Source organism: Enteractinococcus coprophilus, from assembly GCF_006716305.1.
GTDB lineage: Bacteria > Actinomycetota > Actinomycetes > Actinomycetales > Micrococcaceae > Yaniella > Yaniella coprophila.
This window is the reverse complement of record NZ_VFOU01000004.1, coordinates 285,230-300,677: the sequence shown is the minus strand read 5'-3', so window position 1 is coordinate 300,677 and position 15,448 is coordinate 285,230. Positions and strand designations below refer to the sequence as shown.

The following is a 15,448-nucleotide window of genomic DNA, read 5'->3' as shown; positions in this document are numbered from 1 at the left end:
CCCACCCAGCGTTGCTGGGAACCAACGGCCGACGGTACCAGGGCTTGTGGCATTCCCCGCCCGGTCGTTGCTCGTTACCAGCTAGTAACAGTACGCTGGGAAACGACCAGAAAGGTTGGACATGACCGCTGCACAGACCCTTGCCGACGTTCAACACGTGTACCGGACAGGACGAACCCGAAGCGTTGCTTGGCGATTGGGCCAATTGGCCGCGTTACAACAACTCCTGGAGGACCACGCCGAGACTATCGAGGCAGCGCTGCGAGCCGACCTTGGCAAGAACAGTTTCGAAGCGTGGGTATCCGAGATCGGCCAGGTGCTTCACGAGATTAAAGCGCTACGTAAACACGTGATCTCTTGGGCCAAACCGCGACGCGTCCGCACCCCGATCGCACTCTGGCCGGCGACGTCTTCGATCCAACACGAACCACGTGGCGTCGTGTTGGTGATTTCGCCGTGGAACTATCCGCTATTGCTGAGTTTGTCGCCGCTGGCCGGAGCCGTCGCGGCGGGGAACGCGGTGGTATTGAAGCCCTCCGAGGTCGCCACCGCGGTCGAAGCTGCCCTGGCCGAACTGATTCCGCAATACCTTGACCCACATGCTGTTCGTGTGGTCACCGGCGGTCCAGATATCGTCCATGAAATGCTCACGACCGATCCGGGTTACGTGTTTTTCACCGGATCGGCCCGGGTCGGGTCGATTATTGCCCAAGTCTGTGCCGAACGCCATATCGATTACACGCTGGAGCTTGGCGGCCAATCCCCGGTCTATGTCCATGACGACGTCAATCTCAAGGCTGCTGCAACCCGCCTGGTATGGGGCAAGTTCTTCAATGCCGGGCAGACCTGTGTAGCACCAAATCACGTCTATGTTCACGAAGCCGTCGCGGACCAGTTCCAGACTGCGGTCCTTGCCGAGGTCCAGCGACAGTTTGGCACACAACCGCAGACCAACCCGAATTATCCACGGATGATCACCCCAGACCACACTAGCCGGCTTGTCGAACTGCTAGACAACACACAAGGCAACGTGGTGTACGGCGGAACCAGCAACCCGGTACAACGTTTCATTGAGCCGACGATCATTACCGACACCACCGAAGACGACGCCTTGATGTCGCGCGAGCTCTTCGGCCCGGTCCTGCCCATCATGAAGGTCACCGGAATCGACGAAGCAGTGCATCGCATCAATCAACGAGCCCACCCACTGGCGGCTTATGTGTTCACCGAATCCAAGGCCATCAAAGACTCCTTTTGCGATCAGGTGGTGGCTGGGGCGATCGGTATCAACATTCCGGTCATGCACGTCGCCAACCCACATCTACCCTTTGGCGGAGTGGGCGCATCAGGTCGCGGCCAGTACCATGGCCGCTGGTCCCTAGAAACCTTCACCCACCAACGCGCGGTGTTAGATAAACCCACCCGATTCGACACCATCAAACTCATGACGCAACCAATACCCGGCTGGGCCAATGGCCTGGTTCGCCGTTTCCTGTCAGCCGGAAAAAACCCAGTCGCCGATAGGCAAACGGCCCAGCACTACCGCACCCTGGGACCGAAATAACCACGACCATGGATACAAGTTTTCGACTCCTACCACCTGGTCAACCCCTACCCGGCCAGCAGCATCTTCGGCTGGATGCAGCCTGTCACAACCTGGACGCCCCAATGGCCGTACTAGACCTGCACGCCCTATCAGCCAATGCGCATGATCTCCTTGCTCGCGCCCGGGGTAAACCAGTGCGCATCTCGTCGAAGTCGATCCGCTCGGTAGAAGTTCTCAAAGCTTTGCTGGCTCTTGAGGGGTTCGCGGGGGTCTTGGCGTTGAGTTTGGATGAAGCCATCATGTTGGTGCACATGGGGGTCACCGACGACGTCGTCGTAGGATATCCAACCGTCGCATCCAATGCGCTGGGCAACTTGCTACGTTCGGCCGAACTGTTATCGACCATTACTCTGATGATTGATCACCCCGATCAACTGCGAGCCATCCAGGACGTGGGCACACCCGTGGCGCCGGTACGAATCTGTCTGGATCTGGATACCTCATTGAAGTTTGGCCCCTTCCACATCGGCGCTCGTCGATCACCGATCCATCGAGCCTCCCAAGCCCGCGCGGCCGCCGAATATATCACCGCCTCCCCGCAGTTTCAGCTCGTGGGGGTGATGGGCTACGAAGCCCACATTGCCGGGCTCACGGATGCCAACCCTGCCATCAGAGCGCTCAAACGCATCGCGATGGCTGAACTGAGCGCTCGCAGACCGAGCATGGTTGCTGCAGTGCAGGCGGTACTAACTGAGCGCGGGGTACCGGAACTGGAATTCGTCAACGGCGGTGGCACAGGGTCGCTTGAATTCACGACATCCGATGAGTCCGTCACTGAACTTGCCGCCGGTTCTGGGCTCTACGGTCCGTACCTCTTCGATCATTATGCAAGGTTCACACCCCATCCGGCCGCTTTCTTTGGGCTGGACGCCGTACGTGCACCACGAGCCCGGATGATCACCGTGCATGGTGGCGGGTGGATTGCGTCAGGGCCACCCGGTGCCGACCGGCTCCCGCAACCGACCTATCCGCCAGGACTGCGCTATACCAGCACCGAGGGCGCCGGTGAAGTTCAAACCCCGTTGACATCTCACAAGGGGAGACTTCATATCGGACAGCGGGTCTGGTTTCGGCACACCAAAGCCGGGGAACTGGCCGAACACGTCAATCATTTCTACATTCTCACGCAGCAATCCATCACCGCCCGCGTGTCCACGTACCGCGGTGATGGTTACGCATTTCTCTAAGGCAGGCACATTGTTATGGCGCACTCCTGGTCGAATTGGTCGAAGACGGTCACTGCTACACCCACTGAGGTAGCGACTCCCTGGACCACTGCGGCGCTGGAAACGACGGTCCACCAGGCGTTAACCCAGGGACGACGCCTCAAAGCGGTGGGCTCTGGGCACTCCTTTACCGGCGTCGCGGTCGCTGAGGATATCCAAGTGAATCTAGACAACTACACCGGGACGGTGGCCTTCGACCAACAAACCGGACGAATTACCCTGCGCTCAGGCACCCGACTGTGGCAAATACCCCAGTTTGTAGACGGTAGTGGCTGGGCAATGCAGAATCTTGGGGATATCAACCAACAGTCGATCGCCGGTGCCATCTCCACCGGGACCCATGGGACGGGGGCCGCATACGGTGGTTTAGCATCTCAGGTTGTGGGCTTGGAAGTCATCACTGGCACGGGGCACAGCCTGAGCGTCTCCCAGGAGCACGAGCCCGAGCTCCTTGATGCGCTCCGCGTCAGCATGGGAGCCCTTGGCATCTTGACCAGCGTGACACTGCAACTGGTGCCGGAATACGATCTACGAACCGTCGAAGCGCCGACATCTCTCGAGGGGGTGCTAACAAACTGGGAGGCACTCAACGACCAGCATGATCACTTTGAGTTCTTTTGGTTCGGACACGATCATAATGTCCAAACCAAAAGCTCGCGGCGCCAGTCAATCCAGCGCCACACCCCATCACCACTGCGCAGAGCACAACAATGGGTCAACCAGGAGCTCGTGTCCAACGGCGGCCTGGCAGTGATCAGTCAACTCGGTCGCCGTTCTAGCCGCTGGCTGCCAGCACTCAACCGGTACGCCACCCGAGCATGGGGCAGATCCGACATCACGGCCCACTGGTCGTCCGCTTTTGCATCATCTCGTCGAGTACGATTCAACGAGATGGAATATGCGCTGCCCTTGGATGCCATCCCGGAAGTAGTACGTGAGCTGCGCGCGCTATTTTGGCGTAAGAACCTCGGTAGCGCATTCCCGTTGGAGATTCGATCTGCTGCAGCAGATACTGCGTGGTTGGCCACGAATCATGGTCGTGCCACGGGTTACATCGCTGCCCACCAATACTTTCGGCAAGACTTTGGCGACTACTTCGGCCAGATTGAGCCAATCCTACGTGCTGCAGACGGGCGTCCACACTGGGGCAAACTCCACACCCTAGCCGCCGACGACTTCCCGGGGCTGTATCCGATGTGGGCGAAGATGTCAGACATCCGTGAGCAGTTAGACCCGGAGCGCGTTTTCGCCAACCCCTATGTGACCCGCGTACTGGGCCCTTAAATACAGTGCGGGGTGCAGACCGAAACCGGTCTATACCCCGCGAGGCTCGTGATTGGACTGGGTTAGAGGACTTTCGACAGGAAATCTTTGAGCCGATCCGAGGTGGGGTTGCCAAAAATTTGTTCCGGCGAACCGTGTTCTTGGATCACGCCGGAATCAATGAAAGCCACCCGGTCGGCGACCTCACGGGCGAAGCCCATTTCGTGGGTCACTAACACCATCGTCATACCTTCTTCGGCGAGGCTACGGATGACACCAAGAACTTCACCTACCATTTCGGGGTCCAAGGCAGAGGTCGCCTCATCAAAGAGCATGATTTCTGGTTTCATCGCCAGGGCTCTGGCGATGGCAACACGTTGCTTCTGCCCTCCGGACAGTGAGTCCGGCCGGGCATCGGCTTTATCTTCTAGCCCCACGCGATGCAATAGTTCCCGGGCCTCTTGCTGCGCCCGGTCCTGGGAATATTTTTTCACCTGAGTGGGCGCCAGTGTGATGTTTTCCAACACCGTCATATTGGGGAATAAGTTGAAATGCTGAAACACCATCCCCACATGCTTGCGCACCTCATTCAGATCGACATTGTTATCTGCCAGGCTGAACCCACCCAGCCAGATATCGCCCGAAGTAATTGTTTCGAGGCCATTGATGCAGCGTAGCAACGTGGATTTTCCAGATCCCGAGGGGCCGATGATACAGACGACTTCGCCCGTTTTGACGTTGGCGTTGACCCCTTTGAGTACCTCGTGGTCGCCGAACGATTTCCGCAGATTCTCAATGCGGATCACGTTCGTCTCGTCATCAGTCACTAATGGGATGGTAGAAGTTTTTGGATTTGGCATTACTTATTTACCCTTCTATCCGCGTAGTTCGCCAGACCGGTGAGCAACCAGATTGCTACAAAATAGATCGCAGCGACAATGAGCAACACCTCGGTCGTGCGGAAGTTGGCCGCATAGATCTGCTGCGCCTGGTAGAGCAGCTCGCCAAAGCCAATGGCCAGCAACAATGAGGAGTCTTTGAGCATGATCACCAGTTGGTTGATCAATGAAGGAGTCATCATCTTGAACGCCTGCGGCAGCACCACTTTGCGCATCGACTGTCCCTGCGTCAGCGCCAGAGAACGGGCGGCTTCGGCCTGCCCAGGATCTACGGACTGTACAGATCCTCGAACGATTTCAGCAATATACGCCGCCCCGTTCAGTGATAGCGTCAGTGCACCGGCGACCCAAATGGAAATCGGCGTTCCGAGCACTTGCGGCAAACCAAAGTAGAAAAAGAACGCCCATACAAGAACCGGGGTCCCACGAAAGATGGCGATGAAGGTGGTGGCAATCCCGCGCAGAATAATATTCGACGAGAGTTTCATGAAACCAAACATCAAGCCCAGTGCCATGGCGATCGCAAACGAGATGCCAGTGATGAGCAGCGTATTTCGTAGCCCGACCATCAATGCCGGAATTGAGGTAGCCAACAGGCCTAAGAAAGTCGATGGATCCGGGCCGGACTCCCCGCCGATGTAATGATCAAGGATCTCTTGATATTCACCGGACTCCTGCAGGTTGTTGAGCCCCTCGTTGAACATGGCTAAGAGCTCTTGGTTCTCACCCTTGTTCACCATAAACCCGTAGTCACCGGTTGGCTCAGGCTCTGATACTAATTCCAGACCGGAACCTTGTTGGATTCCATAGGCGATGATCGGCAGGTCATCAACGAGGGCCTTGTCGTGGCCGGACTTGACCGATTCCACCATGGTCGTTGTTTGATCCAGGGCATTGATTTCGAAGTCGTGGTCCTGTTGCATTTCGCGAGCCCACTCTTCAGAGAGCGAGCCCGTCTTGACGGCAACTGATTCACCCTCAAGATCTCCCCACCCAGAAATGCCAGAACCCTCGACGGCCGCGATCGTCAATTCACCGGTGAAGTATGGATCGGAGAAGTCATAGACCTCTTGACGCTCTTCCGTAATCCCTGCCCCGGCGATGACTCCGTCTACTTGGTTAGCGCTCAATGCTTGCAGCGCAGCATTGAACCCCATCGATCGGAATTCGACCCGGAAGCCCTGGTCCTCGGCAATGGCTTTCATCAGGTCAATGTCGATTCCCACCAGTTCGCCTGCAGGATCGCGAAATTCAAACGGTGCAAACGTCGTGTCTGTACCGATGACGTATACCTCGCCTTCCGGGTCGCCACCTTCAGTCTCTGCGGCATTATCGGCTAGGGCAGCCGGTGCCATGAAGAAACTCAAGAGTGCAATGAGCCCAGCGAAGACGAATGACAAAAAGGTTTTGCCCTGCCTCATCTCATTACTCCCATACCTCATCACCTACGAAATCAAAGCTAATGTATGCACGGTACAGTTGTACCACTTTTGATGGTGAATAGTTGCCTAGATCACAGGCCTGCCAGCAATATCACCCTCAGAGGGGCAGTAGCCGACCATCTTCATGCTGCGACAGCCAAGGGATACACTCTCAGCTGGAAGACGCTCCCTGCGGCTTCTTTGCCCCATGACTACCGATGCCAAAGATGCCGATAATGTACGGAATTCGGGTCTGAGTGCGGCATCGTGCGGTATTTCTCAACCAGGGTAACCCGCCGATGACATCAGGCGAAGTGTCGAGAGATCCTGGTTCGATAAATATTGATCCGTGCGCGCGACTCGACGGTGATGGACCGAATGAACCTCTCGATCACATGTGCCGCTTTCTCTACTTTTGCCCCGTAGTGGCCACGAACTATCGTGTGCTGACGAGAAAAGGCTCGGGCACACATTGAAGCAATGCACCGTGTGGAGAACAAAGTGCTTTACGCTGGTAGGAACACTTTCTTGGCACGTCTGTCGGGATCATGCAATTGTGACTCGGCGTCTATGTTGAGGGAGTATGGCGACGACTTTGGCGGTAGCTTCCCGCTGATTCGATAAGATCTATAACTGAATCATCCCGGCACGTATCGGGGTGGTTCGCCGGTCACACAGAATTGGTAACAATGTCACAATTATTTGGTACTGACGGTGTTCGAGGCATAGCCAACGAAAAAATTACCGTCGAACTCGCACTTGAACTCGCCCAAGCTGGGGCAGTGGTCCTGGGGTTTGAGAACTCCAACGGAGCACGCCCGAAGGCAGTCGTAGCCCGAGACCCACGGATCTCCTCAGAATTTATTGCTGCAGCAGTCTCTGCAGGTCTCGCCTCTTCCGGCGTCGACGTGTACGACGCTGGTGTCATGCCTACCCCCGCGGCTGCCTACTTGGTTGACGACATCAACGCCGATTTCGGTGTGATGATTTCTGCATCGCACAACCCAGCCCCCGATAACGGGATTAAATTCCTCGCCCGCGGTGGCGATAAGCTTACCGACGCGCAGGAAGCACGCATAGAGGCTCAACTGGGCCAACCACCATTGCGTCCTATCGGCGCGGAAGTGGGTCGTGTTCGCCGGTTCTCGGATGCCGAAGATCGATATGTTATTCACCTGTTGAAATCTCTACCCAACCGTCTGGACGGTATGAAGGTTGTCATCGATGCCGCCCACGGTGCAGGCTCTGCCGTGGCACCGCAGGTCTTTACGGATGCCGGTGCCGAGGTAGCGTTGATCGGCGCGGACCCAGATGGTCTGAACATTAACCAAAACTACGGTTCCACCCACATGGAAAACTTGCAGGCCGCTGTACTCGAACACGGTGCTGATCTTGGGGTAGCACTGGATGGGGATGCTGACCGCTTCTTAGCCGTTGACCATAAAGGCAGGATCGTGGACGGGGACCAGATCATGGCGATTATGGCCCTGGCGCTCAAGGAACAGGGCAAACTGAAAGACGACACGTTGGTTGTCACCGTCATGAGTAACCTCGGGTTGAAACTGGCCATGCAAGATCACGGCATCAACGTGGTCGAGACCAAAGTAGGGGACCGGTATGTGCTGGAAGCCATGCACGAAAAAGCCTACTCGCTGGGTGGTGAGCAATCCGGCCACATTATCTTCGCAGACTGGGCCACGACCGGCGACGGTATCCTCACCGGGCTACACCTTGCCGCGCGATTGAAAGAAACCACCAAGACACTGGCCGAAATGTCGACTGTGATGACACGACTGCCGCAGGTACTGATCAACGTCAAAGACGTGGATCGAGATGGTGTCAGCAAAAACGGGGTCGTCGCCGACGCCGTTGCGCAGGTCGAAACCCAGCTTGGTGAAACGGGACGCGTCTTATTACGACCATCCGGCACCGAACCGGTGGTACGCGTCATGGTAGAAGCCGCCGATAAGGACACCGCAGAAAGCCACGCACAACGTCTAGCGGATGTCGTGTCAGAAAACCTGGCGCTGTGACCACACCAGACGAACAGCCGACCGAGGAGGAACGACGCGCGGCCGAAGGATACTTTCGCCGCGATGTTGACGAGTTCCACCGGGAAGCAAATGTTCTAGCAGGCCAGGACCCGCGCGATGTTTCCGCGGATCCGCCAAAGAACCTTGCGGCACGACGGCTCCTGGTTTTTGGCATTCTCCTGCTTGCGGGTGTTGTGGCCACAGCCCTGGCCATCGGGCTGATGGCTGTCCCTGATTGTGAGAATCCGCAATACAATTGGATGCCGTGCATTCCGAATTTCTAAGCGCTCAGTGCGATGTCCATTCAAGGAAGCTGTCGGATGATGCCGTGTTTTTCTGGTGTGGGAAGCTAGATGCGGGGATTCCTGGTCAGCGCATCGCGGATTTCACGCAGTAGGGCGATGTCCTCTGGAGTTTCTTCTGCGTCTTCTTCTTCGCGCTTCCGCAGAGCGATGAGTTTGTTCATTGGTGTCACGATGAAGAAATAGACGGCAGCTGCCACGAATAAGAAGTTCACCATCGCAGTGAGCAGGACCCCGAATGCGATTTCATTACCGTTGAGGGTTACTTTGGCGAAATCATCGAAGTTTGGTGAACCCACGAGCGCAGAAATCAGCGGCATGAGTACCGAGTCGGTCAGGGCGGTAACGACCTGCGTGAAAGCGGCCCCAATAATCACGGCAACGGCAAGGTCCATCACGTTACCCTGCGCTAAGAAGTCTCTAAATCCTTTGAGCATGATTCACAGTATAAAGTCAGACCTGCCATAAGAGCATGCAATACTCATTGTGACAGGACTAGTCTTGGTAATCCGGTGCAGGATCTAATGCGAATTCTCGTTCCGCTACGCCAGAGTGCTCAGCAATATGCTGTGCATATTGTTCCCCGAAGTACCGCAAATGCCAGGGCTCGTATTGGAATCCGGTGTAATCGTGTTCGTCTTCGGGATATCGAATAACAAATCCAAAGTCCGGGGCGTGTTCAGCGACCCACTGACCCGCAGCCGTGTCGCCGAAACTTTGTTTCAAGGTGTGCTGGCCATCTGGAGTATCAACGTCAAGCGAAAGTCCGGTTTGGTGTTCAGAATATCCCGGTCGTGCCGACATATGGTTCGTTGTAGCGGCGCCATACTGGCGCACGTAAGTGTCATACAATTCGACTTGGTAGTCATATGAACGATACGCCGAGATGGCTGTGAGGCTGATGCCATCTTGCTGGGCGGCTTCAAACATCGCGTGTGCTGCCTCAGCCGCTTCTTGACGGAGTAACTGTGAGCCAGAACTGAACTCAGCGGATAGTTCCACCAGATCAGTCGGCTCGTAGTCTGCGGGTAGGTGGCGCTGTTTGTTGACGATGACCGTGAGCGAATCCGGCGAGTCGAGATCTTCTGGAATATGGGATTCGGTTTGAGCAGGCTCTTCGGTCGAGGCGTCCGAAGCCGACTCGGGCGGGGTAACTTCAGCTTCCGACGGCTTGTGTGGGCTTGCCGTGGACGATCGCCTGCTTCGGGGATTTGTCACCTTATCGTCTGCGGTGACCGGGGTAAGTGTGATTTCATCGATATGCCGGGGGACAGATTCTGAAGTTTGTGGTGCTGGATCGTCACCGGGGTCAGCAGTTGCGGCAATCGACTGGTCGCGATCTTGTGCCAGCGGCGGTTCGACGTCGTCTTGAACGTTGGTCGCAACGGGGTACGTCTCTGGTTTGAGCGGAGAAAATTCCTGCACTTGGCGTCCCATGGTTTCGGCAACCACCGGCGGGGAGGCATAGATACTTGCCCCGAGACAGGCCAATGTGACCGCTGCTGCGGTAATGGTCACAGTGGTGTTACGGGGCATGGTTAGATTTTCCTCATCAGGACGCGTCTGACGTAATGGTCGGCGTTCTTTGTCAATACTAGTTTAGCTCTGCCCCGAGTGGGGAGGACGTTCTGGATGAGGTTGGGTCCATTGATCCGATCCCAAATACCGGTGGCGGTTTTAATGGCCTCGGTATCGGTCAGAGCCGCATACCGGTGGAAATACGATTCCGGGTCTGCGAACGCGCCCGAGCGCAGTTTCATGAAGCGTTTGACATACCAGCTCCGCACGGCTTCGTGTGGTGCATCCACATAGATGGAATAGTCAAAGAAATCCGACACCGATAGCCCCGAGGTTCCATCGGACCGCGGCCGCGGTGGAGCCAACACGTTGAGCCCTTCGACAATCAACACGTCAGGACGACGCACGACAATCTGTTGGTTCGGCACGATGTCATAGGTGAGGTGTGAATACATTGGTGCGCGGACTTCGGGGACGCCGGCTTTGACATCCGAGACAAAACGCAGCAGTCGGCGTCGGTCAAATGATTCCGGGAAGCCCTTGCGCTCCATGAGGCCGCGACGACGAAGTTCAGCGTTGGGGTAGAGGAAACCATCGGTCGTCACGAGTTCGACTCTCGGTGTGTTCGGCCAGCGGCGCAGCATCTCTTGCAGGACACGGGCGATCGTGGATTTGCCAACGGCCACTGATCCCGCAACGCCAATAACAAACGGTGTGCGACGCGTGGTTTCACCAAGGAATTTATTGGACGCCTCCCGAAGTTTCGCGGAAGCCTCTACATAGATACTCAACAGGCGTGACAAGGGAAGATATACTTCAGCGACCTCGGTGAGTGACAATTGATCGCCAAGACCACGCAGTCGTTCGACATCAGACTGATCGAAAGGCTGTTCTAGCTCGTGGGCTAGTCTTGACCACGTAGCGCGGTCAAGTTCAATAAACGGCGAGTAAGACTGCTGTGGCTCGACCGGCGGTGAACCCACGAAATTGATGGGCTCGGTGACCGGGCTCACCGGAGTGTTCGGTGAATCTGGGGTCCCGGGATGAGGGCTGGTCGCATCACGAATGTGGAAATTCACCTCATCATTATGACTCATCAAGCCAGATAGTAGACAATTATTGGTATCCAGCTTAGCTATTGGCAAGGGTATATAGCAGAATTCGAGATAAGGAAACTTGGTGGCGCACCTTCAGCAGCAGTCGAGAACGACTCAACGCAACAGCGGATATCTCCAAGCGTTCCTGGCATATTTTTTATGGGGCGTGCTGCCCATTGTATTCACCTACTACATGACAGCACATCCGATTGATCTACTGGCTTGGCGAGTCGTGCTAGCCCTGTTGGTCACCCTCGTCGCGATCTCCTGTATGCGCGGAGCATGGAAACGTTTGGGCATCGCGCTGAAAACCCGACGCGATCACCTGTTACTCATCTTGGCTGGGCATCTGATCGTCATCAACTGGGCCGTATATATTTACGCGGTCGCCACCAACCGTGTATTGGAAGCCTCCCTGGGGTATTTTATTAACCCGGTCATGACGATCGTGTTGGGCGTGGTGATCCTCAAAGAACGTTTGCGCCCCCTGCAGTGGGCAGCCGTGATCGTTTCACTGCTTGCCGTTATCCTCTTGACCGTAGAGTACGGGCGTTTGCCCTGGATTTCGTTGACACTGGCCTTGTCGTTTGCCTTTTATGGCTTGGTGAAGAATAAGACTGGCCCATCGGTTGATTCGCTGACCGGCCTGACCGTGGAAACCATGTGGTTAACGGTGCCTTCGAGCCTATGGTTGGTCCTTGCTTCGATGGGATTGTTGGGTACGGCCGGAGGCATCGGGGTCTTTGAGAACTTCGATACCGTCCAGAGTCTCACGCTGCCAGTGGTGGGGCTCGTCACGGTGATCCCACTGGTGCTCTTCGCCGGGGCGGCTGCCCGCTTACCACTGTCCACGGTGGGAATGTTCCAATACATCGCACCAATCGCCCAGTTCATTTTTGGGTACTTTGTTTTTCAAGAGGCCATGTCAACGGGCCGTTGGGTCGGCTTTATTTTGGTCTGGGTCGCCGTCATTATTCTCATTGGGGATGCCCTACGACAAATCGCAAAGAATCCGAAGTTACGAACCACAACATCGCAAACTGCCCCAGAAGAACCGGTAGACTACACAGCATGATCATTGGCATAGGTGTGGACATGGTTGACATTGCGCGCTTTGAGCGACAGCTCGAACGGACTCCGAAGCTTCGGGAGCGTCTGTTTACCCCCGCTGAACGCGAACTCAGCCTGCAATCCTTGGCAGCACGGTTTGCTGCCAAGGAGGCCGTTGCCAAAGCCCTATCCGCACCTGCCGGTATGAACTGGCAGCACTGTCAGATCGGCCGTGAACCCTCCGGTGTTCCATACGTGGTGGTCACCGGCACCGTTGCTGATATAGCCGAGGCCAAAGGTGTGCGACGCTGGCACCTGTCGCTGTCTCACGATGGTGGTTGGGCAACCGCGATGGTTGTTGCCGAGGGCTAATGCGCCGCTGCTATACCGGGACCCAGATTCGCGCAGCCGAGCAATCGCACCTGGACGTCGGTGACGGACCCGTCCTGATGCGCCGCGCGGCCTGGGGACTAGCCCACCACACCCTCGAGCTGCTCAACACCCGCGGCCAAACCTACGGCAGTCGCGTTATCGGGTTGATCGGCAAAGGCAATAACGGCGGCGATACCCTCTGGGCGTTGAGCTTTCTTGCCAAACGTGGTGCAGCGATCGCTGCCATCCCAACCAACTCGGCGCCCTGTGACCTGCACCCAGAAGGTCTGGCAGCATTTCACCGTGCAGGTGGTCGCTTCGTCGAACGGGTACCAACCGATACCGCTGCGGTGATCGACGGCGTCTTCGGGACCGGATTTCGCGGTAGCTTTGATCTACCCCAGTACCTGATGGCTCACAATCTTCATCTTCCCGACTCCGCGGCAGTCATTGCCTGTGATATTCCTTCCGGTGTCCTGGCTGACACCGGTGTGATCCCGGGTAGAGCACTTGCCGCTGACCTCACCGTGACGTTTGCCGGTCCAAAGGTCGGGTTATTGGCCGACGCTGGTCGCCAGCACAGTGGGACGATACGCGTGGTCGACATCGGGATTAACGACGAACTGACAGCGCTTGACCAGCCGTGGTGGCTTGCCGAGGAGCATGACGTTGTTGCAGCATATGGGCCACCCGCCTGGGATGCGCATAAATACTCGCACGGCGTGCTCAGCGTGGTCGCGGGGTCTGCCGAATACCCCGGGGCTGCGGTGTTAGTAGTCAATGCTGCCACCGCTACCGGGGTCGGGTATCTCAGTTTGGTTGCCGAACCGCCGCGCGGAAAAACGGTTGCCGATAAAGTCCTGGCCACGACCCCGCAGGCGGTAGTTACCGACCAAGTGACTGATAAAGCCACAGCAGTCGTTATTGGTCCGGGGCTCGGTGCGACGATGCGCGCTCAAGACGCTACCCGTTCCGCGCTACAAGCCGCGATCCGGCTGCAGATCCCCGCGCTCGTGGATGCCTCGGGTCTGGATGTGCTGGAGCCCCGGGTCTTCGATGCAGCACTGCCCGCACTGGTCCTGACACCGCACGTGGGGGAGATGCAGCGGCTGACCACACGACTTGCCCCGGATCTTGTCGCACTGCCGGTCGTAGAGCAGGCCGCGGCATGTGCGAAACGCTTTGGGGTCTGGGTGGTGTTGAAGTCGGCCACCACCTACGTGTTTTCGCCCACCGGTTTGCGCAGTCTGCACCCGGCACGCACCGCAGAACTTGCCACCGCTGGAACCGGCGACACACTAGCTGGCATTCTGGGCGCCGGGCTGTCGCGCCTCAAGCCATCCGCCGAGGGCTTTATGCAACGTCTCTTTAGTACCCTGAGCGCCGGAGTACGGCTACACTCAATGGCCGGTGAACTGGCCGCAGCCGACGGCGGCGTCGTCGTGAGCACGCTGGAGCACTACATTCGTCAAGCAAAACAGCAGAGTCTGGAATAATAAACGTCACTATGGCTACATGTTGGACAACCGAACCGGAACGCTGGGTGACCATCGATCATTCAGCGTTGGCGCATAATATTCACACCATCGCCCAGTGGGTTAAGCCCGCTCAGGTGATGGCCGTGGTCAAAGCTGATGGCTATGGTCACGGTGCCGTGGAAGTCGCCCAAACCGCGGTGGCCGCCGGTGCGACCTGGTTGGGGACCGCGCACGTGACCGAGGCCCTGAAGCTGCGCGAAGCCGGGATCACCGCTCCGCTGTTGGCCTGGTTGCATACGATCAGAACCCCATTTCGAGCCGCGATCGAACACAATATTGACATCGGAGTGTCGGGCCCAGAGCTCGATGCGGTGGCTGAGGCCGCGCGAAACGCCGATCTACCCGCTCGCGTGCACCTGAAAATTGACACCGGCCTGTCCCGCAATGGGGCGGTCCCGGAGATCTGGGATGATCTATGTAAACGTGCCTCTGAACTCCAGCAGGCCGGCATCGTACGCGTTGTGGGGGTGTTCACACACTTTGCTAACGCCGATGATCCAGACGGCGATACGGATGTCGATATCCAGTTGCGCCTCTACCATGCGGCCGTAGAAACCGCGCGTAAACACGGACTCACCGTCGATGTACGTCACGTGGCAAACTCCCCGGCGCTGCTGGCACGGCCCGATACACACCTAGACATGGTCCGGGCCGGGGTCGCGATCTACGGGCTGAGCCCCTTTGCCGATCGCACCGCCGAAGATCTCGGGTTGCGACCGGTCATGAGCTTTGGCACCACCGTGGCCAATAATAAGCCCGCCGATATCGGCACCGGCGTATCTTATGGCTACGCTTATCGTTGCGAACTACCCACCCGGCTCGCGCTGATTCCCGCCGGGTATGCCGACGGGGTGCCCCGCACCGCGATCGGCGCACCGGTATGGATCGACGGTAAGTTCTACCGGGTCGCCGGCACTATTGCCATGGACCAATTCGTCGTGGATCTACAAACCGATCGTAATGACGAAGCCACCGCACCGGTTGGGACCGAAGTCGAGTTGTTCGGGCAAAAATCTGGGATTTCCTCTGATGCCTGGGCCATCGCAGCCGGCACGATCAACTACGAACTCGTAACCCGAATCGGCTGCCGGGTACCTCGCATACACAAGCAGTGGGTGTAGCC

Annotated in this window: 14 protein-coding genes; 9 read left to right on the top strand and 5 right to left on the bottom strand. The window is 57.2% G+C overall.

Annotation, left to right across the window (positions count from 1 at the left end; genetic code table 11):
- Nucleotides 1-121 precede the first annotated feature (121 nt).
- Genes FB556_RS12670 through FB556_RS12660 form a run of 3 tightly spaced genes read left to right on the top strand, consistent with a single transcriptional unit; the run spans nucleotide 122 to nucleotide 4,116 of the window.
- Nucleotides 122-1,564, top strand: coding sequence for an aldehyde dehydrogenase family protein (locus FB556_RS12670; RefSeq protein WP_141868283.1), 1,443 nt, complete (start codon nucleotides 122-124; stop codon nucleotides 1,562-1,564).
- 8 nt (nucleotides 1,565-1,572) lie between these two features.
- Nucleotides 1,573-2,793 (top strand): alanine racemase, encoded by a 1,221-nt coding sequence (locus FB556_RS12665; protein WP_141868281.1) that lies wholly within the window; start codon nucleotides 1,573-1,575, stop codon nucleotides 2,791-2,793.
- Nucleotides 2,794-2,808: 15 nt separating this feature from the next.
- Nucleotides 2,809-4,116, top strand: coding sequence for a D-arabinono-1,4-lactone oxidase (locus tag FB556_RS12660; protein ID WP_141868279.1), 1,308 nt, complete (start codon nucleotides 2,809-2,811; stop codon nucleotides 4,114-4,116).
- A 62-nt stretch (nucleotides 4,117-4,178) separates the two neighbouring features.
- Here the strand turns inward: FB556_RS12660 and FB556_RS12655 are convergent, their stop codons facing one another.
- Together FB556_RS12655 and FB556_RS12650 are read right to left on the bottom strand one after the other, a co-directional pair.
- Entirely contained in the window at nucleotides 4,179-4,955 is a 777-nt protein-coding gene (locus FB556_RS12655; protein WP_141868277.1) for an amino acid ABC transporter ATP-binding protein, read from the bottom strand.
- The gene (locus tag FB556_RS12650; RefSeq protein WP_141868275.1) at nucleotides 4,955-6,415 is read right to left on the bottom strand and encodes an ABC transporter substrate-binding protein/permease; all 1,461 of its coding nucleotides are present in this window, start codon (nucleotides 6,413-6,415) and stop codon (nucleotides 4,955-4,957) included. Before FB556_RS12650 ends, FB556_RS12655 begins: the two co-directional genes overlap by 1 nt.
- A 689-nt stretch (nucleotides 6,416-7,104) precedes the next feature.
- Here FB556_RS12650 and glmM point away from each other — a divergent pair.
- Nucleotides 7,105-8,448, top strand: a complete 1,344-nt coding sequence (gene glmM, locus FB556_RS12645) for a phosphoglucosamine mutase (protein ID WP_141868273.1) — start codon at nucleotides 7,105-7,107, stop codon at nucleotides 8,446-8,448.
- Complete coding sequence (locus tag FB556_RS12640; protein WP_141868271.1) at nucleotides 8,445-8,732, top strand: hypothetical protein; 288 nt, start codon at nucleotides 8,445-8,447, stop codon at nucleotides 8,730-8,732. The genes glmM and FB556_RS12640 overlap by 4 nt, the downstream gene beginning before the upstream one ends.
- Nucleotides 8,733-8,797: 65 nt before the next feature.
- On the opposite strand, the gene mscL is transcribed toward FB556_RS12640, so the two are convergent.
- Genes mscL through coaA form a run of 3 tightly spaced genes read right to left on the bottom strand, consistent with a single transcriptional unit; the run spans nucleotide 8,798 to nucleotide 11,365 of the window.
- On the bottom strand, nucleotides 8,798-9,187 hold the full coding sequence (gene mscL / locus FB556_RS12635; RefSeq protein ID WP_141868269.1) for a large conductance mechanosensitive channel protein MscL: 390 nt from the start codon (nucleotides 9,185-9,187) through the stop codon (nucleotides 8,798-8,800).
- Nucleotides 9,188-9,245: 58 nt separating this feature from the next.
- Nucleotides 9,246-10,286 carry a D-alanyl-D-alanine carboxypeptidase family protein gene (locus FB556_RS12630; protein ID WP_141868267.1) on the bottom strand — a complete coding sequence of 347 codons (1,041 nt, stop codon included), beginning with the start codon at nucleotides 10,284-10,286 and terminating at the stop codon, nucleotides 9,246-9,248.
- 2 nt (nucleotides 10,287-10,288) lie between these two features.
- Nucleotides 10,289-11,365, bottom strand: coding sequence for a type I pantothenate kinase (gene coaA / locus FB556_RS12625; RefSeq protein WP_141868266.1), 1,077 nt, complete (start codon nucleotides 11,363-11,365; stop codon nucleotides 10,289-10,291).
- 82 nt (nucleotides 11,366-11,447) lie between these two features.
- Between coaA and rarD the strand changes: the two genes are divergently transcribed.
- The 4 genes from rarD to alr are packed head-to-tail and all read left to right on the top strand — an operon-like array spanning nucleotide 11,448 to nucleotide 15,446.
- A complete protein-coding gene (rarD, locus tag FB556_RS12620) occupies nucleotides 11,448-12,440 on the top strand; it encodes an EamA family transporter RarD (protein ID WP_141868264.1) in 993 nt (330 codons plus the stop codon).
- Nucleotides 12,437-12,787 (top strand): holo-ACP synthase, encoded by a 351-nt coding sequence (locus tag FB556_RS12615; RefSeq protein ID WP_141868262.1) that lies wholly within the window; start codon nucleotides 12,437-12,439, stop codon nucleotides 12,785-12,787. The genes rarD and FB556_RS12615 overlap by 4 nt, the downstream gene beginning before the upstream one ends.
- Nucleotides 12,787-14,283 carry a bifunctional ADP-dependent NAD(P)H-hydrate dehydratase/NAD(P)H-hydrate epimerase gene (locus FB556_RS12610; RefSeq protein WP_141868260.1) on the top strand — a complete coding sequence of 499 codons (1,497 nt, stop codon included), beginning with the start codon at nucleotides 12,787-12,789 and terminating at the stop codon, nucleotides 14,281-14,283. The genes FB556_RS12615 and FB556_RS12610 overlap by 1 nt, the downstream gene beginning before the upstream one ends.
- Nucleotides 14,284-14,294: 11 nt before the next feature.
- A complete protein-coding gene (gene alr / locus FB556_RS12605; RefSeq protein WP_141868259.1) occupies nucleotides 14,295-15,446 on the top strand; it encodes an alanine racemase in 1,152 nt (383 codons plus the stop codon).
- The last annotated feature ends 2 nt before the right edge of the window (nucleotides 15,447-15,448 follow it).